General features: G+C 74.0%; 16 protein-coding genes and 1 pseudogene. 9 read left to right on the top strand and 8 right to left on the bottom strand.

All coding sequences use genetic code 11. The features are described from left to right. Positions 1 to 92: 92 nt before the first annotated feature. The 3 genes from ACGF07_RS32335 to trpS form a co-directional block, all read right to left on the bottom strand. Entirely contained in the window at positions 93 to 767 is a 675-nt protein-coding gene (locus tag ACGF07_RS32335; protein ID WP_392904642.1) for a nucleoside/nucleotide kinase family protein, read from the bottom strand. 131 nt (positions 768 to 898) lie between these two features. Beyond that, positions 899 to 1,849: an LD-carboxypeptidase gene (locus ACGF07_RS32330; protein WP_392904640.1), complete on the bottom strand. Its 951-nt coding sequence runs from the start codon at positions 1,847 to 1,849 to the stop codon at positions 899 to 901. Between the two features lie 164 nt (positions 1,850 to 2,013). After that, on the bottom strand, positions 2,014 to 3,081 hold the full coding sequence (gene trpS / locus ACGF07_RS32325; protein ID WP_392904637.1) for a tryptophan--tRNA ligase: 1,068 nt from the start codon (positions 3,079 to 3,081) through the stop codon (positions 2,014 to 2,016). Positions 3,082 to 3,635: 554 nt separating this feature from the next. Here trpS and ACGF07_RS32320 point away from each other — a divergent pair. After that, positions 3,636 to 5,123, top strand: coding sequence for a hypothetical protein (locus ACGF07_RS32320; protein ID WP_392904635.1), 1,488 nt, complete (start codon positions 3,636 to 3,638; stop codon positions 5,121 to 5,123). Positions 5,124 to 5,251: 128 nt separating this feature from the next. Here the strand turns inward: ACGF07_RS32320 and ACGF07_RS32315 are convergent, their stop codons facing one another. After that, positions 5,252 to 5,785: an NUDIX hydrolase gene (locus ACGF07_RS32315; protein WP_392904633.1), complete on the bottom strand. Its 534-nt coding sequence runs from the start codon at positions 5,783 to 5,785 to the stop codon at positions 5,252 to 5,254. A gap of 264 nt (positions 5,786 to 6,049) precedes the next feature. Here ACGF07_RS32315 and ACGF07_RS32310 point away from each other — a divergent pair, with 264 nt between their 5' ends. Beyond that, complete coding sequence (locus tag ACGF07_RS32310; protein ID WP_392904631.1) at positions 6,050 to 6,997, top strand: ATP-grasp domain-containing protein; 948 nt, start codon at positions 6,050 to 6,052, stop codon at positions 6,995 to 6,997. Between the two features lie 207 nt (positions 6,998 to 7,204). Here the strand turns inward: ACGF07_RS32310 and ACGF07_RS32305 are convergent, their stop codons facing one another. After that, positions 7,205 to 11,164, bottom strand: coding sequence for an ABC transporter transmembrane domain-containing protein (locus ACGF07_RS32305; RefSeq protein WP_392904648.1), 3,960 nt, complete (start codon positions 11,162 to 11,164; stop codon positions 7,205 to 7,207). A 693-nt stretch (positions 11,165 to 11,857) separates the two neighbouring features. Then, positions 11,858 to 12,574, bottom strand: coding sequence for a TetR/AcrR family transcriptional regulator (locus tag ACGF07_RS32300; RefSeq protein ID WP_392904629.1), 717 nt, complete (start codon positions 12,572 to 12,574; stop codon positions 11,858 to 11,860). A gap of 128 nt (positions 12,575 to 12,702) precedes the next feature. Here ACGF07_RS32300 and ACGF07_RS32295 point away from each other — a divergent pair, with 128 nt between their 5' ends. The 4 genes from ACGF07_RS32295 (at position 12,703) to ACGF07_RS32280 (ending at position 19,316) form a co-directional block, all read left to right on the top strand. Then, the gene (locus tag ACGF07_RS32295; protein WP_392904628.1) at positions 12,703 to 14,415 is read left to right on the top strand and encodes a carboxyl transferase domain-containing protein; all 1,713 of its coding nucleotides are present in this window, start codon (positions 12,703 to 12,705) and stop codon (positions 14,413 to 14,415) included. 208 nt (positions 14,416 to 14,623) lie between these two features. Next, positions 14,624 to 16,951, top strand: coding sequence for a biotin carboxylase N-terminal domain-containing protein (locus tag ACGF07_RS32290; protein ID WP_392904626.1), 2,328 nt, complete (start codon positions 14,624 to 14,626; stop codon positions 16,949 to 16,951). A 56-nt stretch (positions 16,952 to 17,007) separates the two neighbouring features. Beyond that, the gene (locus tag ACGF07_RS32285) at positions 17,008 to 17,958 is read left to right on the top strand and encodes a hydroxymethylglutaryl-CoA lyase (RefSeq protein WP_392904645.1); all 951 of its coding nucleotides are present in this window, start codon (positions 17,008 to 17,010) and stop codon (positions 17,956 to 17,958) included. Between the two features lie 167 nt (positions 17,959 to 18,125). After that, positions 18,126 to 19,316, top strand: coding sequence for an acyl-CoA dehydrogenase family protein (locus ACGF07_RS32280; protein WP_392904624.1), 1,191 nt, complete (start codon positions 18,126 to 18,128; stop codon positions 19,314 to 19,316). Between the two features lie 245 nt (positions 19,317 to 19,561). Here ACGF07_RS32280 and ACGF07_RS32275 read toward each other — a convergent pair whose 3' ends face one another. After that, on the bottom strand, positions 19,562 to 20,038 hold the full coding sequence (locus ACGF07_RS32275) for a universal stress protein (protein ID WP_350742688.1): 477 nt from the start codon (positions 20,036 to 20,038) through the stop codon (positions 19,562 to 19,564). 171 nt (positions 20,039 to 20,209) lie between these two features. Here ACGF07_RS32275 and ACGF07_RS32270 point away from each other — a divergent pair, with 171 nt between their 5' ends. Then, entirely contained in the window at positions 20,210 to 20,803 is a 594-nt protein-coding gene (locus tag ACGF07_RS32270) for a hypothetical protein (protein WP_392904621.1), read from the top strand. Between the two features lie 470 nt (positions 20,804 to 21,273). Next, the gene (locus ACGF07_RS32265) at positions 21,274 to 22,443 is read left to right on the top strand and encodes an HAD-IA family hydrolase (protein WP_392904618.1); all 1,170 of its coding nucleotides are present in this window, start codon (positions 21,274 to 21,276) and stop codon (positions 22,441 to 22,443) included. Between the two features lie 340 nt (positions 22,444 to 22,783). Here ACGF07_RS32265 and ACGF07_RS32260 read toward each other — a convergent pair whose 3' ends face one another. After that, positions 22,784 to 23,584 (bottom strand): GNAT family N-acetyltransferase, encoded by an 801-nt coding sequence (locus ACGF07_RS32260; RefSeq protein WP_392904615.1) that lies wholly within the window; start codon positions 23,582 to 23,584, stop codon positions 22,784 to 22,786. A gap of 1,109 nt (positions 23,585 to 24,693) precedes the next feature. On the opposite strand from ACGF07_RS32260, the pseudogene ACGF07_RS32255 reads away from it, so the two are divergent. Continuing rightward, positions 24,694 to 25,675 (top strand): annotated as a pseudogene (locus ACGF07_RS32255) (helix-turn-helix domain-containing protein); the annotation flags it as partial. Positions 25,676 to 25,855 lie beyond the last annotated feature (180 nt).

Raw genomic sequence — 25,855 nt, 5'->3', positions numbered from 1 at the left:
AACGACCGGCACGAACCGGAAGTGTGTTTCAGAGGATTGGCCGCCCCGGGACCGTCCGCGCCGATGCGTGTCCGGTGCTCCCTGCCGAGCGACTAGGAAACACTACCCCTCTGGGGCGCCTCGTGCAAACCGCTCCCGAGGACCGTCCGGGTGCAGACCGCCCGGCCCGCCTTCACGTACTCGCCGTTGGGGTGGTCGTTCCCGTTGACCCACCGGCGAGCGGTGGTCTCGTCACGGCCTCCGTCGAGGTGGCGGCGCAGCAGTCTTTCCTCGCGGACGGCGTCCTCGGTGTGGACGTACCAGAGTTCGCGCAGCAGTCGGCGGGCGTCCGGCCAGGGGGCGTCGGCGGAGGCGAGGTAGTTGCCCTCGGTGACGACGAGGCGGGTGTGCGGGCGGACGACGTGGCGGGCGGCGACGGGCTCGTCCAGGGTGCGGTCGAAGTCGGGCGCGTAGATGTCCTGGAAGCGGTCGGCCGCGATCCGGCGCAGCAGGGCGACGTAGCCGTGGGCGTCGAAGGTGGCCGGAGCTCCCTTGCGGTGGGCCAGGCCGAGGCGGTCGAGCTGGGCCGCGGAGAGGTGGAAGCCGTCCAGCGGGACGTACGCGGCGGTGCCGGGGCCCTCGACCCGTTCGACCTCGGCGACCAGGTGGCGGGCCAGGGTGGACTTGCCGGCGCCGGGCGGGCCGGCAAGTCCGAGGATCGTGCGGGCGTTGCTGCCCGGGCCCCGGAGGAATCCGAGGGCGAGAGCGGTGAGGCGGTCCTCGTTCATGGCCGCACCCTACTCACTCGTCCCGCACTCCCCACTCGCTCGTTTCGCACTCCCCCGGTCCTCGGCGAAGTGCTGGGGACCGGCCCTGTGAGGACGAGGCCCCCACGAGGGAGCCGCTGGGGAGGGACGGCTCAGGTGAGGGCGGCCGATTCGAGCGTGAGGGTCCCGGCATCGGCATCGAGCAGGGCGGGGACGCCGAGCGGAACGGTGAGGCTGGACGGGCAGTGGCCGAAGCCGAGTTCCCAGAGCACCGGCACACCGAGGCTGCCGAGCCGGTCGAGCATGACGTCCCGGACGCGTTCGGGGCGTCCGCACCCCTCCCACGACCCGAGGGCTATGCCGGCCACGCCGTCCAGGGCGCCGGAGCGCAGGAACTGGGTGAGCAGCCGGTCGAGCTGGTACGGGTGCTCGTTCACGTCTTCGAGGATCAGGATGGCGCCCGCGTAGGAGGGGCGAGCGGCGGGTGTGCCGCGCTCCGCGGCGAGCACGTGGACGCACCCGCCGGCGGTGACGCCGCGGGCGCGGCCGGGGACGAGCGCGGTGGCGGTGGGCGAGGTGAGGACGGTGGTGGCGGCGGGTTCGAAGAGGGTGCGGCGGAGGTGCTCGGCGGTGGGGCCGTCGTTCACGAAGGAGTCGCCGGAGGCCAGTGGCCCGTAGAGGGTGGCGAGGCCGAGGCGCTGGGCGAAGGCCTCGTGCAGGGAGCTGACGTCGCTGAAGCCGACGAAGGGCTTGGGGCGGGCGGTGCGCATCGCGGTCCAGTCGAGCACGTCGACGATGCGGTGGACGCCGTAGCCGCCGCGGGCGCAGATGACGGCGTCGACGGTGGGATCAAGCCAGGCGTTCTGCAGGTCGGCGGCACGATCGGCGTCGGTGCCGGCGAGGTAGCCGAGGGTGGGGTGGGTGTCGAGGACGTGCGGGCCGACGGTGACGCGCAGGCCCCAGGAACGGAGGATCGCGCAGCCGGCGGTGAGGCGCTCGGGATCGATCGGTCCGCTGGGGGCGACGACGGCGATGTGGTCGCCGGGGCGGAGGTGGGGCGGGCGGGTCAGCGCCTGGCCGGGCGTGGTCGGGTGGTGGTCCATGGGCCGGGCCTTTCGGGCGAGGAGGGACGGTGGGCGGCCGCGGGGCGTGGTCGCGGCCGCCCGGTGACGATATGCCCCCGCGTCAACCGGCCGATGTCCGTGGCGCCGACGGCCTGACGGTGCCTCGGACCGGTCGGCGGTGCTCCGGCTCGGCCGGACGCTCTTCAGACCGCTCCCATCACCTCCCGCACCTCCGCGAGGGTGGCGTCGGCGACGGTGTTGGCCCGCTCGGCGCCGTCGCGCAGGACCTGCCGCAGGTGGCCCCGGTCGGCGGCGAGTTCGGCTCGTCGGGCGCGCAGCGGGCGGAAGTACTCGTTGACGGACTCGGTGACCGTCCGCTTCAGCGTCGCGGCGCCGCCGTCGCCGACCTCCTCGGCGATCGTTTCGGGGGCGCGGCCCTGGCAGAGCGCGGCGAGCAGGACCAGGCCGGAGACCCCCGGGCGGCGCGCCGGGTCGTAGCTGATGCGGCGATCGGTGTCCGTCCTGGCACCGCGGATGATCCGGGCGGTCTCGTCCTCGGTGGCGCCGAACGGGATGGCGTTGCCCCGGCTCTTGCTCATCTTGCCGCCGTCGGTGCCGAGCAGCATCGGGGCTTCGGAGAGCAGGGCCTCGGGGCGGGGGAAGACGGCGCTGCCGTCGGCGTGCGGGTAGCGCTCGTTGAAACGGCGGGCGACGGTGCGGGCGACCTCGAGGTGGGGCAGCTGGTCCTGGCCGACCGGTACGAGGTCGGCCTTGCAGAACAGGATGTCGGCGGCCTGGTGCACGGGGTAGGTGAACATCAGTCCGTTGACGGCCGACTGGCTGGAGTGGGCGATCTCGTCCTTGACGGTGGGGTTGCGGCTGAGTTCGGCGACGCTGACCAGGCTGAGGAAGGGCAGCAGCAACTGGTTGAGGGCGGGGACGGCACTGTGCGCGAAGATCGTGGCGCGTTCGGGGTCCAGGCCGGCCGCGAGGTAGTCGAGGACGAGGTTCTCGGTGTGTTCGGCGAGCCGGTCGGCGAGGTCCCGGTCGGTGATGACCTGGTAGTCGGCGACGAGGACGAACATTTCGACGCCCCGGCTCTGGAGACGGACGCGGTTCCGCAGGGTGCCGAAGTAGTGGCCGAGGTGGAGCGGGCCGGTGGGGCGGTCGCCGGTGAGGACGCGGTGGGCGGTCGGGTCGGTGATCCGCGCGGCGGTGATCGGGGCGGGGGCGTCGGCGGACGTGAGGGCGGGGGTTCGGGTGACGGGCATCGGGGGTTCTCCCTCGGTTCGGCGGTGGTTGCGGCCGTCCGGGGCGAGGGCCCGTCCTGCGGGAGAAACGCAGCAGGGCCGTCCATCCCGGACGGCCCTGGTCAGGCGAGTGGGGTGGCCGTCCTAGGACGGCCACCAGCACAGGCCCGCAAAACACTTCATGTGCTCAACGATAGCGGTGCTCGCCGGGTGGCACCGGCCTTTTGCCGCTGCCCTGCCGTGCTTCGGGCGGGGGCGGTGGGAGCGCAGGAACGGCCGGACGGGCGTGAGCCCGGGCGGCGTCAGCCCGGGCGGCGTCAGCCCGGGCGGCGGCTGCGGGTGGCTGGCCCGGACGACGGTCTCGCCCCATGGCGTGGCCGAGGGCGCGAGGCTGGCGGCGCTCGGCTACGCGTCGGGGCGCAAGGGGTCTGGTGCGCGCGGCAGTTGAGCCGGCACAGCCGGCCGGAAGGGGAGGCGACCTCTCGGTGGTCGCGCGCACACGCCCGGGAACAACGCTTGGAGCTGGTCGCGCGGTGCGGGAGGATCGTCCGGACCGTCCCCCGAAGGGCCAGCCGATGACATCGCTCCGTCGCACCGCCATTGATCCGTCCCTGCCCGGACCGCCCTCCGACGGCGCCGACTCCTCACCGCCCGCCGCCGCACCGCCCGCCGTGGACGTCACGGAGGTCAGGGACGCCAAGGGCATCAGGGACGTCAGGGACGTCAGGGACGTCAGGGACGTCATGGGCGTCGCGGCCAGTTCGGACGCCCTCGGTTCGGACGCCCTCGGTTCGGACGCCCTCGCTTCGGATGCCCTGGGTGGCACGGACATCCCGGCTGCAAGGCCCGGACCGGAAGCGGTGTCCGCGCCGGGCTGCTCGATCACCACGGCGGCCGAGGGTTGCGCGATCGCGTCCCGAGGGGCCGGGCACGACCGTTCCTGCCGCCACGACTCGGTGCCGCAGCCGCGCAGCAAGGAGGACTCGGAGGCCTACCGCGCCGCGACCACGGCCCCGACCCCGGTCGTGAATCCGGCAGTGGACCCGGCGGTGCACACGGCCGTGCGTCCGACCGTGGATCCGGCCGCGGCGGAGGGCGACCCGACGGCGGCACGGCTGCGGGCCGCGTTCGCCGACCGGCTTCGGGCCGCACGCGCGGAGGGGCGCTCGCCGGCCGAACTGGCGGCCGCCTGCCGACGTCCGGTCGAGGAGGTACTGGCACTGCTCGGCGAGAAGCCCGGGCAGGACCACGACGGGGAGGACGCTCCGGTCGTCGGGGCCGAGTCGGAGTCCGTCCGGCCGCAGCAGGCTGCGGTGGCCGTCGAAGCCACCTGGCCGGTACCGGCGCAGCGTACGGTCCCGGAGGCCTGGCGGAGCTTCGGCTTCCGACGGCCGGCCCCCTCGCGTCGGCTGCGCCGGATGCACCCCCGGGCCGAACGGACCGGGCAGGAGGCGGCCGAACGGGAGACGGCCGCACGGGGGACGGTCTCGACCGGCCTGACGGGGTCCCAAGCGCGCGGCGCTGAGCGGGTGGAGGCGCTGCCCGGCGCAGCGAGGTCGGCGGCTGACCACACGGCTTCCGCCCAGGGGGCTGAGACCTTCTCCGGGGGTTCACCGGACGCCTGGTCGGGGCCCTCGTCGAACGCCTCCTCGGGGACCGGGACGGCCGTGTCGGCGGTGCCGAGCGCCGAGCCGGAGACGGGTGTCGGGGTGTCCAGGGCCGAACCGCCGCTCGGCGTCCTGATCGGTGGCGGTCCCGGCCAGCCCGAGGCAGTCGGCCGCTCGGAGGAGCGGACGCCGGTCCGGACGGCGGCGGAGCCGATCCGGGTCGGACGCGGCACCAGTCTGGTGGTGCTGCCCTCCTGGCGTCCCGCCATCGCGGTCTCGGTGTCGACCGAGCAGTTGCTCACCGAAACCGGGCTCACTGTCGAGCAACTGCCCCATGCCGGGCTGACGGTGATGATGAACCCATGGGCGATGCACGACCGGGAGCTGGGCCTGCACAGCTGGTCGGTCGCTCCGGCCGGGAGGCGAGGGCAGGCGCGGCGCAGCGGGCAGGGGTAGCAGCGCCCTTCCGGCGAGCGCGATTGGCCGTGCCCGTCGGGCGGATCGGGTCCGCCGGCCGGCCTACGGGTCGGGACGGCGGGCAGGCGGGGCGGGACAGCGGGCAGCCAACGGCTCGGCGGGGCGGGTCAGCGGACAGTCGGGACGTTCGGGATGTAGCCGAGGTCGACGGGCACCGGAGGGCGCCCGTCGACCGCCCAGCCCGCCCGGACCGCAACCAGCAGCTCGGGGAGCCGGGGCGGCCAGAGCGCGTCGGCGTTCTCATCGGCGAGGTCGGCCGGGGTCCACCAGCGCCAGTCGAGGATCCGGTCCTCGGCGTGCACCGCGCTGACATCGCCGACCGGCCCGCGATGCGGTCCGCGGGTGAGGTAGATGTGCTCGTGCTGGCGGACCGGCGTGCCGTGCCAGGTGAAGTCGTGCTCCCAGGTGCAGAGCAGCGGGCCGGGCTCGAGGTCGGTCCAACCGGTCTCCTCCCACAGCTCGCGCCGGGCGCCGTCCACCGGACTCTCGCCCTGCTCCAACCCGCCCCCGGGCATGGTCCAGTGCACACCGACCTCGTCGTTGTCCGAGCGGAGCAGGAACACCGAGCCGGTCCCGTCCAGGACCACCGTCCGGGCGGCCTGCCGGGGAACGCGTTTGCGGGATCTCAGCAGTTTTCGCACCGGCACACTCTGGCAGCGCCCGACCGGGGCGTCGAGCGGATTCACCGACCCGGCCCGGTGCCGGCATCGCTGAACAGCTGAGCCCCTGAACCGTTGAGTGGTCGAACCCGCCGAACCACTGGACCGCCGAACCGCCGAACCGCTGGGCCGTTGGGCCGTTGGACCGTTGGGCCGTTCCGAGTGGCCGCGCCCGATCGCCCTGGCCGGCTCGCCTCCTGGCGCAAGGGGGCACACGGCCGGTCCGTCGGACGTACTCTGGCCGCCATGCCCGTACCCTCGATCCTCTTTCCCGCCGACCCGCTCAATCCCCGCCGACCCGACCCGCACTTCGCCTGGGAGGCGAGGATCCTGCGGGAGTTGGGCGGCGAGCACCACCTGGTCGACCACGACGCGCTGCTCGCCGGGCAGGCCGAGGAGGCGGTCCGCCGGGTGCCCCGCGGCATCGGCCCGCTCTGGTACCGGGGGTGGATGCTTCCCTCCGCCCGCTACGCCGAGTTCACTGCGGCGCTCACCGCCCGCGGCGGCAATCCGCTGACCAGCGCGCCCGGTTACGCGGCCGCCCACGAACTGCCCGGCTGGTACTCCGTGTTCGAGGGGGCCACGCCGTCCAGCGTCTGGATCCCGTCCGGCGGCTCGGCGGCACCCGGGCCGGAGGAACTGGCTGCCGCCGTGGCCCGGTTGGGCGGCAGCGGGCCCGCGATCGTCAAGGACTACGTGAAGTCACGCAAGCACGAATGGCTCGAAGCCTGCTACGTGCCGGAGTTGGCGGATCTGGCGGCGGTCGGCCGGGTGGTCGGGCGGTTCGTCGAGTTGCAGGGCGAGTTCCTGGCCGGCGGGGTGGTGCTGCGGCGGTACGAGGAGTTCGAGCGGTCGGCCGGCGAGGCGGGCTGCACGGATGGAGCGCCGGACTCTACGGGCGGAGGCTCCGACGGCGCGGACGGGCGGGCCGTGGAGGCCCGGGTGTGGTGGCTGGACGGACGGCCGATCATGGTCGGGCCGCACCCGGACGACCCGCGTCAGCAGGTCGAGCCCGACTTGACCGGTGTCCCCGCGTTGGTGCGAAGACTCGGTTGCCGCTTCGTCACCACCGACCTCGCCAGCCGGGCCGACGGGTCCGGCTGGCGGGTGGTCGAGGTCGGTGACGGCCAGGTCAGCGACCTGCCGCGGGGCATCGACGCCGCAGGGCTGCTGACTTCGCTGATCACGGCCTGAGGGCTCTGCGGCGCCGCGGCCCCTCTCGGCCCCGCTGACTCGGGCTGCGCTGTCCCTGACCGAGTCGCCCCCGTGGTCCGGTGGCCCTGGCCTGAGCCGCCCGGCCGAGTTCCGCTCGTCCGGGTCACCCGGACGAGGACCGCTCCAGGCCGGCCCCGCCCCCTGACCGGGGCCGGGGCCTCACCGGGGCCGGGGCCTCACCACCGGCTACCGGGCGCTGACAGCCTCGGCCGCCGGGTGGCCGTCCGCGATGAACGCCTGCCAGAGCCGGGCGTACGCACCGCCGCGCGCGAGCAGTTCGGTGTGGGTGCCGTCCTCGACCACCCGGCCGTGGTCCAGCACGACCACCCGGTCGGCACGCTCCGCCGTGGTCAGGCGGTGCGCGATGACCAGCGTGGTGCGGCCACCGCTCAGCCGGTCGGCGGCCTGGTTGACCGCCGCCTCGGAGGCCAGGTCCAGAGCTGCGGTGGCCTCGTCCAGCAACAGGATGTCCGGGTCGACCAGTTCCGCTCGGGCCAGGGCGATCAACTGGCGCTGGCCCGCCGACAGATTGCGTCCGCGGCCCGCGACCTCGTGGTCGTAGCCGCCGGGCAGCCGGACGATCATGTCGTGAGCGCCGACCGCCCGGGCCGCCGCCTCGACCTCGGCCGCCGAGGCGTCCGGCCGCCCGTACGCGATCGCCTCGCGGACCGTGCCCGCGAACAGGTACGCCTCCTGGGGCACCACGCCGAGGCGGTGGCGGTACTGGGCCAGGTCGTACCGGGTGAGGTCGACGCCGTCGACCCGGACGGTACCGGCCGTGGCGTCGTAGAACCGGGCGACCAGCTTCACCAGCGTCGACTTGCCCGCACCGGTCTCGCCGACGAGCGCCACCGTCTGACCGGCGGGAATGTGCAGGTTGACGTCGCTCAGCACCTCCGGGGCGCCGTCCGCCCCGCCGTTGTAGGCGAAGCCGACGCCCTCGAAGTCGATCTCGCCGCGCAACCCCTTCGGCACCGGGACCGGGTCGGCCTGCTCGGCGGTGGCGGTCGGGGTGCGCAGCAGTTCCCGGATCCGCCCGAGACCCACCGAGGCCTGCTGGTAACCGTCGAACACCTGGGACAGCTGGTTGACCGGGGCGAAGAACAGGTCGATGTAGAGCAGGTACGCGACCAGCGCGCCGACCGTCAGCGTCCCCGCGTCCACCCGGGCCGCGCCGACGATCAGCACCAGGGCGGCGGCCACGCTGGAGAGGAACTGGACGAAGGGGAAGTAGAGCGAGATGTACAGCTGTGCGCGGACCCGCGCCTCCCGGTAGGCGATGCCGCGGGCCACGAAGCGGTCGGTGTTGGTGTCCAGGCGGCGGAACGCCTGGACGATCCGCATGCCAGCCACGTTCTCCTGCAGATCGGCGTTGACGGCGCTGATCAGGTCGCGGGAGCGCTCGTACTGGTCCCTGGACTTCTTGCGGAACACCAGTGTCGCGATCACCAGCAGCGGCAGCACGGCGAACACCACGAGCGCCAGGCCGGCGTCGATGATCAGCAGAGCGGCGAAGATCCCGGCGAAGGTCAGCAGGCTGACCAGGGCGGTGACCATGCCGGTCTGCAGGAAGGACGTCAGCGAGTCGAGATCGGTGGTCATCCGGGTCATGATCCGGCCGGTCAGCTCGCGCTCGTAGTAGTCCAGGCCGAGCCGGTTGAGGTGGGCGAAGATCTTGAGCCGGAGCGCGTACAGCACGCGCTCACCGGTGCGGCCGCTGACGCGGTTCTCGGCCCCCTGCACCAGCCAGTCCACCAGGACCACGGCCAGCGCGGTGATCGAGGCCACCGCCACTCCGGCCATCATGCCCTTGCGGACGCCCTCGTCTATGCCGTGCCGGATCAGCACCGGGAGCACCAGGCCGGCGGCCGCGTCCAGCGCGACCAGCAGGAAGGCCAGGGCCAGCGGGGCGCGGAAGGGACGGAGCAGTCGGCCGAGGGTGAAGTCGGGGTCGCCGGCCTCGGCCTCGGCGCGCGGGATGGCGGGGACGTCGGAGGCCGGCGGCAGGGCGGCGACCTTGGCCATCAGGTCGGGATCGGCGGTGCGGGCCGCCTTGGCGAGGGCCGGGGTGGCGGCGGCGGGCGCGGGTGCGGGTACCGGGGGCTGTTCGGCGCGACTGCTCTGCCCGGGCTGCTCGTTCCGCTCGCCTGCGTCGGCCTGGGGCCCGGACTGGGACTGGAGCTGGGGCCGGGACTGGAGCTGGGACTCGGACTGCAGTTGGGGCCGGGACTGGAGCTGGGGCTCGGGCTGCGGCGCGGGGTTGGGGATGCGGCCGGCTTCGGGGTCGGTGATCAGGGCCCGGTACTGGGGACATCGGGCTTCGAGTTCCTCGTGGGTGCCGATGTCCAGCAAGCGGCCGCGGTCCAGGACGGCGATCCGGTCGGCGAGTTGGAGGGTCGATCGGCGGTGGGCGATCAGCAGGGTCGTCCGGCCGGCCATCACCGAGCGCAGCGCCTCGTGGATCTCCGCCTCGACCTGCGGGTCCACCGCCGAGGTGGCGTCGTCCAGCAGCAGGATCCGCGGGTCGGTCAGGATGGCCCGCGCCAGGGCGATGCGCTGGCGCTGGCCGCCGGAGAGGGTCAGTCCCTGCTCGCCGACCTTGGTCTCGTAGCCGTCCGGCAGCGCGCGGATGAACTCGTCCGCCTGGGCGGCGGCCGCCGCGGCGAAGATCTGCTCGTCGGTGGCGTCCGGCCGACCGTAGGCGATGTTGGTGCGGACCGACTCCGAGAAGAGGAAGCTCTCCTCGGGGACGATGCCGATCGCCGCACGGACCGAGTCCAGGGTGAGGTCGCGCAGGTCGTGGCCGTACAGGCGGACAGCACCGGCGGCCGGGTCGTAGAAGCGGGGCACCAACTGGGCCACCGTCGACTTGCCGGAGCCGGAGGCGCCGACCAGGGCGAGCGTCTCGCCGGGGGCCAGCTTCAGGCTGAGGCCGTGCAGGACGGGGGCGGGGTGTTCCGGGTCGTAGCGGAACTCGACCTGGTCGAACTCCAGGGCGACCTCGCGTGTCCGCGGACCGACGGTGGTCGCACCGGCGGGAGCTCCGGTCGGGGCTTCAGCCGAGGCACTGGCTGGGGTGCCGGCCAGGGCGCCGGCCGCAGCGCCGGCCGCGGTTCTGTCCCGAGCGAGGTCCTGGGCGGCCTGGTCGGGTTCCTGCGCGAGGTCCGCGGTGAGCTGGAGGGTGAGCGCGCCCGGGCGCTCCTGGACCAGCGGGCGCTCGTCGATCAGCTGCAGGACGCGTTCGACGCCGGCGCGGGCCTGCTGTCCGACCGTGATGACCATGGTCAGCATCCGCACCGGACCGGTCATCTGGGCGACGTAGGTGGAGAAGGCGACGAAGGTGCCGAGCGAGACCCGGCCGTCGACCGCGAGCCAGCCGCCGAAGGCCAGCACCGCGACCTGGGCGAGGGCCGGGATCGCCTGCATCGCCGGGTTGTAGCGGGCGTTGAGGCGGATCGACCTCAGGCGGGCGGCGAACAGGTTGCGGGAGGCCAGCTCCAGCTTGTCCCGCTCCTGCGCCTCCTGACCGAAGCCCTTGACCACCCGGACACCGCCGATCGCGCCGTCCACGACGCCCGCGACGGCCGCCGCTTCCTGCTGGGCGGCCCAGGTGGCCGGGAACAGGCGCTTGCGGCTGAGCACGCTGACCCACCACAGCGCGGGAGCCATGACCAGGGCGATCACGGTGAGCGGAGGGGACAGCCAGAGCATCACGGCCAGCGACATCACGAACATCAGCAGGTAGCCGGTCATCATCGGCAGCATCGAGAGCAGGCCGTTGATCAGCTGGAGGTCCGAGGTCGCGCGCCCGACCACCTGCCCGGTGTCCAGGCGGTCCTGACGGTGGCCGTCGAGCCGTCCGAGCGAACGGAACAGGTCGCTGCGCATGTGGTGCTGGACGTCGAGGGCGAGCTGGCCGCCGAAGTAGCGGCGGACCTGGGTGCAGCCGAAGACGACGAGGGCGGCGAGCAGCAGCACCACGGCCCACGGCGCCAGCGAGCGGCTGTGCGCGACGATCACGTCATCGATGATCAGCTTGGTGACCAACGGCACCAGTGCGGTGACGGCCATGCCGAGGAGCGAGGCGCCGAAGGCCAGCAGCAGGCTGCGCCGGGACCGCCAGCTGTAGCCGACCAGTCGGCGCAGCCAGCCGTCGGCCGCGGCCCGGCCGTCGGGGCGCGGCTCGGGGCGCGGCTCGGGTTGCCGCCCGACGCGCGCGTTCGTGGGCGGCTCGGGGGCCGCCGGGCCGCGGGATTGCTCCACCGTAGATCCGTGAGTCTCACGCATATTTAGGGATGCTAACCATTTCGTCGGATCGTCGCCATGGAATTCCGGCCGCCGGGGCGCTCGGCGCACGCGCCGAGGCCGACCGGATCGTCCGGTCCGGCGGACTGGGCAACAGTCTGCGGCCTGCGCTGATTCCCACCCGGCGTCACCGCGCCCGGCAAGCCCGCCCGAATCTCCAGGGTCACCGACGGACCGCCTGGCGCCCAGCGGCCCGGGGGCGGGTCGACACCGTTCTTTGGACCTAGGGCCACCGGTCCGCGCGCGGGCAGTGCGGACCCGGGCATGGGGCGGCGCGGGAGGGCGCCCCCAGCGCTCGGGCGCTCAGCCGTTCGGGGTTCCGCCGTTCAGGGGTTCCGCCGTTCGGGTGTTCGGCCGTCCGGACACCTTGGATGCGGGCCGCTCCCGTCGACCTCGGGGGCGTACGGGCGCGCGGACCACCGGATCGGGCGGTCGCCGGCCGCCCGGACATCGGAGCCGCCCGAAAGCCGGACCGGCTCGGGCGCCAGGCCGGCTCGGGTGCCAGCCGGTTTGAACGCCGGACCCGCCCAGAGGTCAGACCCGCTCGGACGTGTCGGCGGGAGCCGTGTCCGCGGCGGCGGACTCGGCGGCGGACTCGGCCGCGGACTCGGCCGCGGAAACGGCGGCGGACTCGGCGGCGGCCGCGAAGGCGCCGTGGGCGAGGGTGTGCAGCAGCGCGGCCATGCCGTCGCGCTGGAGGCCGGTGCGCTCGCCCTGGGCCGGGTGGGGACCGAGGCTGTGCGGGGTCGAGTTGATCAGACCGAAGACCGCGTGCACGGCGGCCCGGGCCACCGGCTCGGCGGCGGGCCCGGCCAGCGGCGGGTAGGCCTGCCGGACCACGTCCACCCACAGCTCGACGTAACCGCGCTGCAGCCGCCGGACGGTTCGGCGGTCCTCCTCCTTGAGGTTCAGCAGTTCGCGGTCGTGCAGGGTGATCAGGTCGCGGTCGTTCAGGGCGAAGTCGACGTGGCCGCTGATCAGGGCGTCCAGCGCGGCGGACGGGCCGTCGCCGCCACCCGCCCGGCGCCGCCCCTCCTCCAGCAAGCGCTCGCTGATGCCGATCAGCAGGTCGGCGAGCATGGCGTCCTTGCCGGCGAAGTGCCGGTAGAGCCCGGGGCCGCTGATGCCGACGGCCTTGCCGATCTCGTCCACGCCCACGCCGAGGAAGCCCCGGGCGGCGAACAGTCGCGCGGCCTCCCGACGGATCTGGTCGCGGCGTGGGAGCGCGGAGGCTGCGGGGACGTTCGGCATGCTGCCCATCGTAGACAGTCGGGTTATCGGCCGTTAACCTGGCCGCGTAAGTTAACGTTAATTAACGTGATCGGGCGCACGGCGCTCGGTCCGGTCACCTGCTGCCGAGGGCAAGGGAGCTCTTGGGAATGGTCATCTCAACCAGCGGCGCCCCCTCCGGCGCCCGGCTCAACGCGGCCAACGGCGCGGCGGCGGCCCCGGGTGCGGTGCCGCCGGGAGCCGCCGCTCCGGCTCCCCGGCTCGGCACCTCCGTCGACCCGGGCTCCGTGGCCTACCGGGCCAACACCGAGGCGCACCAGGCGCTGGTCGCCGAACTGCGCGCCAAGCTCGACGCGGCGGCCCTCGGCGGCGGCGCCAAGGCCCGCGCCCGGCACACCTCGCGCGGCAAGCTCCTCCCGCGCGACCGGGTGGACACCCTGCTCGACCCGGCCTCGCCCTTCCTCGAGCTGGCCCCGCTGGCCGCCGACGGGATGTACGACGGAGCGGCGCCCGCGGCCGGGGTGATCGCCGGCATCGGCCGGGTCGCCGGACGCGAGGTGGTGGTGGTCGCCAACGACGCCACCGTCAAGGGCGGTACCTACTACCCGATGACGGTGAAGAAGCACCTGCGCGCCCAGGAGGTCGCGCTGGAGAACCGGCTCCCCTGCGTCTACCTGGTCGATTCGGGCGGCGCGTTCCTCCCCATGCAGGACGAGGTCTTCCCGGACCGCGACCACTTCGGCCGGATCTTCTACAACCAGGCCCGGCTCTCCGCGGCGGGCATCCCGCAGATCGCGGCCGTGCTCGGCTCCTGCACCGCGGGCGGGGCTTACGTCCCGGCGATGAGCGACCAGGCCGTGATCGTCCGCAACCAGGGCACGATCTTCCTGGGCGGCCCGCCGCTGGTGAAGGCCGCCACCGGCGAGGTGGTCACGGCCGAGGAGTTGGGCGGCGGCGACCTCCACTCCCGGACCTCGGGGGTGACGGACCACCTGGCCGAGGACGACGCCCACGCCCTCTCCATCGTCCGCACCATCGTGTCCGGGCTCGGCCCGCGCGCAGCCAGGCCGTGGCCGCTCGCCCCGGTCGAGCCGCCGGCCGTGGACCCGGCCGGCCTGTACGGGGCCGTCCCGGTCGACCCGCGTACGCCCTACGACGTGCGCGAGGTGATCGCCCGGCTGGTCGACGGCAGCCGCTTCGCCGAGTTCAAGGCCGAGTACGGCGCGACCCTGGTCACCGGCTTCGCCCGGATCCACGGCCACCCCGTCGGCATCGTCGCCAACAACGGTGTGCTGTTCTCCGAGTCGGCCCTCAAGGGCGCCCACTTCATCGAGTTGTGCGACCAGCGCGGCATCCCCCTCCTCTTCCTCCAGAACATCACCGGGTTCATGGTCGGCCGGCAGTACGAGGCGGGCGGCATCGCCAAGAACGGCGCCAAGATGGTCAACGCCGTGGCCTGCACCCGCGTCCCGAAGCTGACCGTGGTGATCGGCGGCTCGTACGGAGCCGGCAACTACTCGATGTGCGGCAGGGCCTACTCCCCTCGCTTCCTGTGGATGTGGCCGGGCGCCAAGATCTCCGTGATGGGCGGCGAACAGGCGGCCTCCGTCCTCGCCACCGTCCGCCGCGACCAGCTGGAGGCGCACGGCGAGGAGTGGCCGGTCGAGGCGGAGGAGGAGTTCAAGCGCCCCGTCCGCGAGCAGTACGAGCGCCAGGGCAACGCCTACTACGCCACCGCACGGCTCTGGGACGACGGCGTGATCGACCCGATGGACACCCGCACCGTCGTCGGTCTCGCCCTCACCGCCTGCGCCAACGCACCCCTGGCGCCGCCCGCGCCGTACGGGGTCTTCCGCATGTGACGCCTCCTGTGGTGCGTCAGGCGGCGCCTCGCGATGAGACGCCTCGCTTCGTGCCCTCCTCGGTGTGACCCTCGTGATGCGCCCCTGGTGTGACCCCGCTCTTCCGGGTGTGACTCCTGCGGCGCCGGCCCGCCTTCCGGGCCGGCGCCCCGATCGCCCACCGCCACCTCCTTCGTACGGCTCCCCTCGACCCGGAGGAACGCCTCCCATGTTCGACACAGTTCTGGTCGCCAACCGCGGAGAGATCGCCCTGCGGGTGATCCGCACCCTGCGGCGGCTCGGTGTCCGCTCGGTCGCCGTGTTCAGCGACGCGGACGCGGACGCCCCGCACGTCCGCGCAGCCGATGTCGCGGTCCGCCTCGGCCCGGCCGACCGCAGCGACAGCTCGGCCGCCGAGACCTACCTGCGCACGGACCAGATCCTCGCCGCCGCCCACCGCACCGGCGCCCAGGCCGTCCACCCCGGCTACGGCTTCCTCGCCGAGAACTCCGGCTTCGCCCGCGCCTGCGCCGACGCGGGCCTCGTCTTCATCGGACCACCTCCCGGTGCCGTCGAGCTGATGGGTGACAAGATCAACGCCAAGGAGGCCGTACGGGCCGCCGGCGTCCCGGTGGTCCCCGGCAGCCAGGCCACCGCGCCCACCGACGAGGACCTCGTCGCCGCCGCCGACGAGATCGGCTACCCGGTGCTGCTCAAGCCCTCCGCCGGCGGGGGCGGCAAGGGCATGCGCCTGGTGCGGGACCGCGCCGACCTGCCCACCGAGATCGCCGCAGCCCGCCGCGTCGCCCGCACCGCCTTCGGCGACGACACGCTGCTGCTGGAGCGCTGGATCGACCGGCCGCGCCACATCGAGGTGCAGGTGCTGGCCGACGCCCACGGCACCACCGTCCACCTCGGCGAGCGCGAGTGCAGCCTCCAGCGCCGCCACCAGAAACTGATCGAAGAGGCTCCCTCCGTTCTCCTCAATGCCGAGACCCGCGCCGCGATGGGCGCCGCGGCCGTCCGCGCCGCGGAGTCCTGCGGCTACACCGGAGCCGGCACCGTGGAGTTCATCGTCCCCGGCATCGACCCGGACGCCCCCTCCTCCGCCGCCGAGGGGGTGCGGGACTTCTTCTTCATGGAGATGAACACCCGTCTCCAGGTGGAACACCCCGTCACCGAGCTCGCCGTCGCCGTCGGCCCGGACTCGGCCCGGCTCGACCTGGTCGAGTGGCAGCTGCGCGTCGCCGCCGGCGAACCGCTCACCTTCTCCCAGTCCGACATCTCCTTCCTGGGCCACGCGATCGAGGCCCGCATCTGCGCCGAGGACCCGGAGCGCGACTTCCTGCCCACCGGCGGCCGCATCCTCGCCCTGGACGAGCCGCAGGGTGAAGGCATCCGCGTCGACTCCGGTGTCGCTCCCGGCACCGTCGTCACCAGCGCCTACGACCCCATGCTCGCCAAGGTCATCGCGTACGGGCCCGACCGCCCGACCGCGCTGCGCCGGCTCCGCGCCGCCCTGGCCGACACCCGGATCCTGGGTGTCACGACCAACACCGGCTTCCTGCGCCGGCTGCTCGCCCACCCCGAGGTCGTCGCCGGACGACTGGACACCGGGCTGGTGGAACAGACGGCCCAGCAGCAGCCGGCCCTGCTCGCCGCGCCGTACTCCCCGTCCAACGCGCCGGCCCCGGTCGGCTCCGCGGACGCTGCCGGCTCCCCGGCCGCTGCGGACGCCGCGGGTTCGGCGCACTCCGCGAACCCGGTGGACTCCGCGGGCTCGGTGGACTGCGCGAACGGAACCGCGGCTGCGGCGCCCGAACCGCCGTCACCCGCTCACCTCCTCTACTACGCGGCCGCACTCGCACGGCACCTGGAACTCACCCCGGCCGCCGACCCCGGCGGCTGGACCGACCCGTTCTCCCTTCCCTCCGGCTGGCGCCTGGGCGGCACCCCCGCCTGGACCACCCACCGACTCCGTACCCCCGGCCAGGACCCGGTGTCGGTGCGCATCCGTTCGATCACTGCGGGCAACGTAACCGGCGCCACTGACAATCCGGCCGGGCTCACCCGCGAGGTGGAACTCCGGCTCGACGCCGGGCCGGTCCACCGCGCCCGCGCGAGCCTGGCCGGGGACCGGCTGCACCTGACCGTCGACGGCGTGCAGACCGCCTTCGCGCTGGCCACCGACACGGCCCCGGGCCTGCCGGCCGGCCCGGTGACCTGGCTCGGCATCGAGGGCGACGCCTGGCCGCTGCACGCCTACGACCCGGCCGTCGAGAGCGCTGCCGGAGCGGGCGCGCACCACGGCGCCCTGACCGCCCCGATGCCCGGCACCGTCACCGTCGTGAAGACCACGGCGGGCGAGGCCGTCCGCAAGGGCCAGCCCCTGCTCGTGCTGGAGGCCATGAAGATGGAACACGTGATCGCCGCCCCGCACGACGGCGTGGTGGCCGAGCTGCGGGCCGCCGCCGGCGCCACCGTCGCGATGGAGGACCTGCTGGTCGTGGTCACCCCGGCAGCGGAGGCCACCGAGCCCGCGGAGGTGCGGTCGTGACCGCCCGGGAGCCCCTCGCCGACGAGACCGTCGCCCGCGACCCCGACACCCTCGACCTGGGCCTGCCCGACCCGGTCCGCGCCCCGGGGCTGCCCGAGGAGGTCCGGATCCACGAGGTCGGTCCGCGCGACGGTCTGCAGAACGAGGGTTCGCTGGTGCCCGCCGAGGTCAAGGCGGAGTTCATCACCCGGCTCGCGGCCGCCGGGCTGCGGACCGTCGAGGCCACCAGCTTCGTTCACCCGAAATGGGTACCCCAGCTCGCCGACGCCGAGGAACTGATGCCCCGGCTCGCCGACCTGCCCGAGCGCCACCCCGGCCTGCGGCTGCCGGTGCTGGTGCCCAACGAGCGCGGCCTCGACCGCGCGCTCGCCCACCGCGCCACCGACATCGCGGTCTTCGCCAGCGCCACCGAGACCTTCGCCCGGCGCAACCTGAACCGCTCGGCGGACGAGGCCATGGCGATGTTCCGCCCGGTCGTGACCCGGGCCGCCGAGGCCGGGGTCACGGTCCGCGGCTACCTCTCGATGTGCTTCGGCGACCCCTGGGAGGGTCCCGTCCCGGTCGAGCAGGTGGTGCGGTACGGCGTGCAGCTGCTGGAGATGGGCTGTGCGGAGCTGAGCCTCGGCGACACCATCGGCGTGGCCACCCCCGGCCAGGTCAGCGCCGTGCTGGCCGGTTTCGCGCGGGCCGGCGTGCCGGCCGACCGGCTCGCCGTGCACTTCCACGACACCTACGGCCAGGCGCTCAGCAACACGCTGGCCGCCCTGCGCGAGGGCGTCACCACGGTGGACGCCTCGGCCGGCGGGCTGGGCGGCTGCCCGTACGCGAAGAGCGCCACCGGCAACCTGGCCACCGAGGACCTGGTGTGGATGCTGCACGGACTCGGCATCCGGACCGGCGTCGACCTGCGCGCACTGGTCGCGACCAGTGGCTGGATGGCCGAGCGCCTCGGTCGTCCGAGCCCGTCCCGCACCGTCCAGGCGCTGCTCGGCACCGCCCGGGGCTGACCGGCCCCGGCCCGACTCCCCGGCGCCGGCCGCCCGTTCGGTCCGGCCGGCGCCCCGCGCACCCCGTTCATCCCTCAATCACACCGTGCGACCGTCACACCGTCAGACGGACTGCCGGTACCCCGTTGACGCCCGCGGCCACCCCGGCCGGGCACCAGGAGGATCAGATGCTCGACCACCGGCTCAGCAGCGAGCACGAGGAACTGCGGCGCACCGTCGCCGAATTCGCCCAGGACGTGGTGGCGCCCAAGATCGGCGGATTCTACGAGCGGGAGGAGTTCCCCTACGAGATCGTCCGGGAGATGGGGCGGATGGGCCTGTTCGGCCTGCCCTTCCCGGAGGAGTACGGCGGCATGGGCGGCGACTACTTCGCGCTCGGCCTCGCCCTGGAGGAACTCGCCCGCGTCGACTCCTCGGTGGCGATCACCCTGGAGGCCGCGGTCTCGCTCGGCGCGATGCCGATCCACCTGTTCGGCACCGAGGAGCAGAAGCGGGAGTGGCTGCCCCGGCTGACCTCCGGCGAACTCCTCGGCGCCTTCGGCCTGACCGAGCCGGAGGGCGGATCGGACGCCGGCGCCACCCGGACGACCGCCCGGTACGACGAGACCACCGACGAGTGGGTCATCAACGGGACGAAGTGCTTCATCACCAACTCCGGCACCGACATCACGGGTCTGGTCACCGTCACCGCGCTCACCGAACCGATCGCTCGTTCGAGTGAAGAGGGCGAATTCCGCTCGCCTGTGCGGGAGATCTCCTCCATCATCGTGCCCACCGGGACCCCGGGGTTCCAGGTCTCGAAGAAGTACTCGAAGGTCGGGTGGAGCGCATCCGACACCCGCGAACTGTCCTTTACCGACTGCCGCGTTCCCGCGGCCAACCTGCTGGGCGAGCGTGGCCGAGGCTACGCCCAGTTCCTGCGGATCCTCGACGAGGGCCGCATCGCGATCGCAGCCCTGGCCACCGGCCTGGCCCAGGGGTGCGTGGACGAGTCCGTCAAGTACGCCGGCGAGCGCCGGGCCTTCGGCCGGCCGATCGGCGCCAACCAGGCCATCCAGTTCAAGCTTGCCGACATGGAGCTGCGCGCCCACACCTCCCGCCTGGCCTGGCGGGACGCCGCCTCCCGGCTGCTGCACGGCGAACCGTTCAAGAAGGAGGCCGCGATCGCGAAGCTGTACTCGTCCGAGGCCGCCGTCGACAACGCCCGCGAGGCGACCCAGATCCACGGTGGGTACGGCTTCATGAACGAATTCCCGGTCGCCCGCTTCTGGCGCGACTGCAAGATTCTCGAGATCGGGGAGGGCACGTCCGAGGTTCAGCGCATGCTCATCGCCCGGGAGCTCGGCATCACGTCGTGACGAACATCTCCTGATGGTCACTTCCTGTACCGAGCCCGCCGGTCAACCTGCCGCTCCTCAGAGGGTGTTGAGGAGCCGCCGACGGTGGAGGAGGCACCAGGGGACATCAGGGACAGCACCACGCCCGGGACCGCGCCCGGCCCACGCCCGGGCCGGCGAGAGGGTCCGCGAGGCGTCCGCGAGGCGTTTGCGGAGCCCGAGCCGACCCGACGGCTCCGCAGGCCTCGCGGAGCCCCGGGGCGTCGTCAAGGGATCACGATCACCGGGCGGTTGGCCCGCCGCGCCAGCCGTCCGGAGACCGAGCCGAAGAGCTTGCCGAGCAGGCCGTGCGTCGTGCCCACGACGATCGCGTCGGCGGCGTACTCCCGTCCGACCTCCTCGATCTCGTGGCAGATGTCGCCGCCCCGTTCGATCAGGATCCACGGCACGCCGGCGAGGAAGTCCGCGCAGGCGAGTTCCAGGCCGAGGACCTCGGTCCGGTGGTCGGGCAGGTCCACGAAGACGGGGGGCTCACAGCCCGCCCAGACCGTGGCCGGCAGCCGGTTGGCGACGTGGACGATCACCAGGCCGCACTGCGACCGGCGGGCCATGCCGACGGCGTAGGCGAGTGCTCGCTCGCTCGACAGCGAGCCGTCGAATCCGACCACGACGCCGTGCTGGAACACGGGGTCGAGGGAGCGTCCGGGCGCTTCCTGCGCCGAGGGATCGGTGGTGCCCCCGATGGCGCCGGGAACCGCCTCCGGGCGCTCCGCGTCCGGGCCGGGGCGGCCCGTCACCGGGGGCTCCGCAGGGCCCGACGGCAGCCCACCGCGCCGTTGCCGGGGCGCTCCTGGACGCTCGCGCCGGGCGAGGGTGCCACGGCGGGCGAAGCTGCGCAGCGCTCCGACGAGGCCATGGGGTTGCCCGCGTTCAGCACCTGCGGACGCGGGAAGGCCCTCGAGGCGGGAGACACCGGCGACGCGGGACAGCATGCCGGCCGGGGCGCCACCGGGCGAGTCTTCAAGCGAGTCATCGGGAGCGCCGGCGGATTCGTCAGCCGGAACGCCGAGCGGCAGGTGGCCGACCGCCTTGGCGGCATCGGCATCGGCATCGGCATCGATGGCGTCGGCGACATCGACGTCCTCGGCGTGCGGGGTGTGTCCGTCTGCAGGCGCCTCACCGGAGCGGGCAGCACGGTCGGAGGGGTCGGAGCGGTCGCCGGCGTGGCCTTCGCCATGCTCGTCCGGGACTTCCTCGCCGCACCGCTCCCCGCCCCCTTCGTCCCGCCCGTCGAGGCGTCCGTCGGTGCGCTCGGCTCGGCGCCCGTCGGCCGGAGGGAGGTCCGTTCGGGCGCCGTCACCCTCGGGCCCTGCGCCCGTACTGCGAGGCGCGTCCGGCTCGACCGGTCGGGAAGGCTCAAACACAGCCATGGCTCACGGCTCTTCGAGGGAGAGGGGCCGACAGGAGAGGACAACGCTGCCCGGGCGGCAGGCCCGCCCACGGGATGACGTCGGTCTACACCGAGCAGCACCGTATGTGACCTGTTCCTTTCAGAGTACGACGGGCAGGGGGGCCAGCCCAGCGGCAGAGCCCCGGAGCGATGTTGTTCCCGCGAAAGAGGGATGCGCACGCCGAAACAGTGCGCCCTGCCCGCAAGCGATCGCGCCCCCTACGGAAAAGAGGTTCCCTGGAGCTTGACTGAGCCGACCGGAAGGCGCAACAGGCCCGCCGGACACCGTGACCGGACTGTCATGGATTGGCGACGATCAGTTGCCGGATGTCGCGAACCGTTACGCCGCGCACACCCCGCCGGCGCCCCTGGTCGCGCCGTGGTCCCGGTCCCCCACCCCGCCGGACCACCCGCGCCGGACCCCGTCCGTCCCGCGCGCCGGGCCCGTTTCGGCCACTCTGTACGGCTTCACGACGCGCTCTGGCATTTGCCAGGTGCATAGGCTCGGGCGCTGGCACCATGCTCGGCATGCCGCTGCTCCTGTTCGACCTCGACAACACGCTGCTGCCCCGGGACGCCGCCTTCCGGGCCTGGGCGGAGGACTTCCTGTCCGAACACCGCCTACCGCCCGGTGACCTCGACTGGTTCGTCACCCTCGACGGCAGCGGGTACGTGCCGCGCAGCACCGTACTGTCCGCCGTGCGGCGCCGCTACGGCCTGGACGCCTCCGTCGAGTTCCTGCTCGCACACTTCCGACGCGGCATCAACTCGCACATCCACTGTCCACCCCGCCATGTCGAGGCGCTGCGGGCCGCACGGGCGGCGGGGTGGACGCTCGGGATCGTCTCCAACGGCGGCACCAGACCCCAGTTGGAGAAGATCCGGCGGACCGGACTGGGGTCCCTGGTCGACGGCTGGGTGATCTCGGAGGAGGCCGACTGCGTCAAGCCGGACCCGCTGATCTTCGAGATCGCGGCCCAGCGGTGCGGCGTCCGGCCGTCCGGGGACTGGCAGGCGCACACCTGGATGGTCGGGGACCATGCCCCCGCCGACATCGCCGGCGCCGAACTGGCCGGGCTGCGCAGCGTCTGGCTGCACCACGGTCGGCCGTGGGCGGAGAACGGATACCGGCCGACCCTGAAGGCGGCCGGTCTGCCGGAGGCCGTCGGACTGGTGCTGGCCGCCCGCAACGCACCCTCGGCCCGGTCGGGACTGCGGGCCGACGTCCGGCTCGGCGTCCGGGCGAGCGGGCCGGTGCGTCGGCAGGCCGCCACGGCGGCCGCGCACGGGCCACTCCGTGCGACGGCGCTGCTCGGCGCACGGTCCGGCGCACGCCCGCCGGGGACCGCCCTGGACGGCCCGAGTGCGCCCGTTCCCGGAAGCGCCGGGACGGTCGGCGCCTCGGGCTCCGGAGCGGTTCCCGCTGTCCGAAACCGATCAGGCGAGTTTGCCTTGATCGCCGACGGCCGCCAGGGCACCGGGGCGGGCGTGGAGCCGGGGCCGAAGGCTGCTGGCGGGGCCCTTCCGGGGACGTCCGCCGGGACGCGGCCGGTCGCGGACGACGGCCCGGCGGCTGCGCCGGCGACCCCAACGCCCCTTCGTAGGAGGGCTGATGGGATCGTACCCGCCCGGACCGTGTTCGTCGCGCCGCAGCCGGTCGCACCGACCATGACGACGCCCGCCGCGGCCGCCCGGTAGCGCCCGAGCCGGTTCCGTCCGGCGCCGGGGGCCCCGCCCGAAACCGGACACACGACGTCGCCGCATGCGCCGCCGCCGCAGGCGGCCACCTCCTTCCGCCCGCAGGCCCCGCTACGGCATGCCGGAACCCCTGCCCCGGCACCCCCATGCCCCGCCCGAACCCGAACTCGGAACCCCGAGCCCGATCCCGAGCCCGGGGATCTGATCCCTGGCCGTGCGAGCGCCCCCACCCGGTGCCTCGGCCCTTCGCCCCCGCCACCACGCTGCGCTCCGCGCCCTGCCTGCTGCGCCCCGCCTCTGCCGCCCCTGCGCCCCGTCCCCGTGCAGCCGATGCCGCTGGTCAGCCACCCAGCGAGGTGCGGCTCCACCAGCAGGTGCGGGCCCGTTCGGCGAACCCGAGGGAGCGGTAGACCGGTTCACCGGCCGAGGTCGCGACCAGGGTGGCCGGGCGGTCCGGGTGGGCGTGAGCCAGGGCGGTGCGCAGCAGGGCGCGGGCCACTCCGCGGCCGCGCCGGTCGGGCAGGGTGGCGACCCAGTACACCCCGGTGGCCCGGCCGTCGTCGTACGTGAGGCAGGCAGCCGCCGGGGCACCGTCGACCCGGCCCAGCCAGGCCCGGCAGTCGGGTCGGCCCAGGAACCGGTCCGGGAGCGCGTCGTTGCGCGTCCAGGGCTGACGGGCGGGCAGGGGGAATCCGTCCACGATGGTCCGCTCGACCTGCGCGAAGCCGTCCCCGTCCGTCGCCTCATCCACCGTCAGGGAGCCTCCGTCGCGCAGTTCGACGACGACGGGAAGCCCGGTGGCAGCGCCCGCCACCGGGCCGGGCTCACGCACCATCACCGGCATGATCAACGCCCGGGCGGCTCCGAGGCGGGACAGGTCGAGCCTGCCGTACGGGTCCTCCAAGGTGAAGCGAACGGTCTCCCAGTCCTCCAGGATCTCCGCCAACTCCTTCTCCAGGAGCGCGGGTTCACGGGGGGCTCGGGTGACCACGAAGCGGTGGGCGTCGTCCGGGGTGCGCGCGCAGCGGACCGCCGTCAGCCCCGGCTGGACCCGGGACCGCCAGTCGTGCGCACGGGCTTGGGCGAGCCAGAAGGCTGCGGCGTTGTCGTTGGCCAGTTCGAGCCGGCTGTCGCTGGTCATGGCAGGACCGTAGCCCCCGTACCCGCGCCCCTGCTCAGCCGTACCGGCACTGGCCGGATGAAGCCTGGGAGGCGCACGGCCTGCGCCCGTGCGCCCTCACGTGCACCGCCGATTTTCAGTCAAAATCCTGCTTGTCCCTCCACCTTGGGCAAACCCGCAGCCCAGACCCGCCTCCCGGGTGCCCGGAAGCCGGACGCCCCAGGAACCGTCCCGCCACAACCAGCCACCGTTGCACCGGCCCTCTTCCCAGAAAGGTCGACGGGTGCCACGCTTCGTGATCGAATGCATCACGCCAAATTGCCATGTCGACATAGCGTCGGATGGTGAACTTGTCACAACGGCAATGGTCGACCCGATAGATTTCGATCTTGGCTAGCAGTGCCGCACCACCCACACCACACCACCGAGGGGGCTTGAGCGCCTTGAGCAGGGTGAGCAGGAGCGACGCGGGTCCTGACAGCGGCCAGGCGCCGGCCGGCACCGCGGGTCGGTCCGCGAGAATCACCGGCGCCTCCGGCACCTCCGCGACCGCCGCCACCACCCGCACCTCCGGCACCCCGAGCGCCCCGGGCTCAGCCTCGCACTCCTCCTGCCCCCCGGCACCGTCCGCCGCCACCAGCGCCGCCCAGGCCGAGCACGGAGGCCCCGGGCACGGCGGTCCCGGATACGGAGGAGGTCACGGAGGAGGTCAGGGATACGGCAGGCCGGCGCCGTACGGGACGCCACCGTCCCAGGGCGGATTCCCGAACCAGGCCGGCCACCCCGTCCAGGGCGGCCACTCCGTCCAGGGCGGCCACCCGAGCCACGCCGGGCAGCCCTCCGGCCGAGGATCCGTCAACCCTTCGTCCCCGTACGGCGCCGCGGCCCCTGCCTTCACGGGCGAGTACTCCGGCTACAACGGCCACCAGTCATACCCCGGCGCCGGCCCGGCCCCGGCCCCGGCCCCGGCCCCGGCCCCGGCAGTGAACGGCGCCGGCGGCGCACTCGGCGGCCTCCCCCTGGGCACCGTCCAGGGCCACGGTCCGCTGACCCACGGCGGCGCCCCCGCCGGGGCGCCCGGAGGCGTCACCGCCACGGCGAACCCGTCGCCCGCCGGTGCCCCGCGCAAGCTGTCCGGTCGGCGGCGCCGGGAGACCGTCGCGGTGCTGATCTTCGGCGGCGCCCCGATCTTCGAGAGCTCCATCCCGCTCTCCGTCTTCGGCGTGGACCGCCAGGACGCCGGGGTCCCCCGCTACCGGCTGCTGGTCTGCGCCGGCGAGGAGGGCCCGCTGGCCACCACCGGCGGTCTGACCCTCTCCGCGCCGTACGGGCTGGAGGCCCTCGCGCGGGCCGGCACGATCGTCGTCCCGGCCTGGCGTTCGATCTCTCAGCCCCCGCCGGTCGAGGCGATCACCGCCCTGCGCAAGGCCCACCACGAGGGCGCCCGGATCATCGGGCTCTGCACCGGCGCCTTCGTGCTCGCCGCCGCCGGCCTGTTGGACGGCCGCCCGGCGACGACCCACTGGATGTACGCGCCGACCCTCGCCAAGCGCTACCCCCGGGTGCACGTCGACCCCCGCGAGCTCTTCGTGGACGACGGCGACGTGCTCACCTCGGCCGGTACCGCCGCCGGGATCGACCTGTGCCTGCACGTGGTCCGCAGCGACCACGGCGCCGAAGCTGCCAACGCGCTGGCCCGCCGGCTGGTGGTGCCCAGCCGCCGCGGCGGCGGTGGACAGGCCCAGTACATCGATCAGTCTTTACCGGAGGAGATCGGCAACGACCCGCTGGCCGAGGTGGTCACCTGGGCACTGGAGAACCTGAACCAGCAGTTCGACGTCGAGGTGCTGGCGGCCCGCGCGTACATGAGCCGCCGCACCTTCGACCGACGGTTCCGCACGCTCACCGGCAGCGCGCCGCTGCAGTGGCTGATCACCCAGCGGGTGCTGCAGGCGCAGCGGCTGCTGGAGACCTCGGAGCTGTCGGTGGACGACGTCGCGCGCCGGTGCGGCTTCCGTTCTCCGGTGGCCCTGCGCGGTCACTTCCGCCGTCAGCTCGGGGTCTCCCCCGCCGCGTACCGGACCAGCTACCGGGCCCGTCGGCCCGGTCAGCAGGCGCCCGGCCCGGCCGGGACGCACGGCGGCGACCTCCGGCTGCCCGGTGGGCTGGCGCACCCGGCGTCTGCCGCCGCGGCGGCGGCCTCGGCGGGCGGGGCACCGTTCGGCGCGGCGGCGCACGGCGCGCAGCCGGCCCACGCGTTCCCGGCCGGGGGCGGGGCACAGGGCCCGGGCG

This window comes from Kitasatospora sp. NPDC048194, from assembly GCF_043202455.1.
GTDB lineage: Bacteria > Actinomycetota > Actinomycetes > Streptomycetales > Streptomycetaceae > Kitasatospora.
Note: the sequence above shows the minus strand (reverse complement) of the source record. Positions and strands in the feature narration are given on the sequence as shown.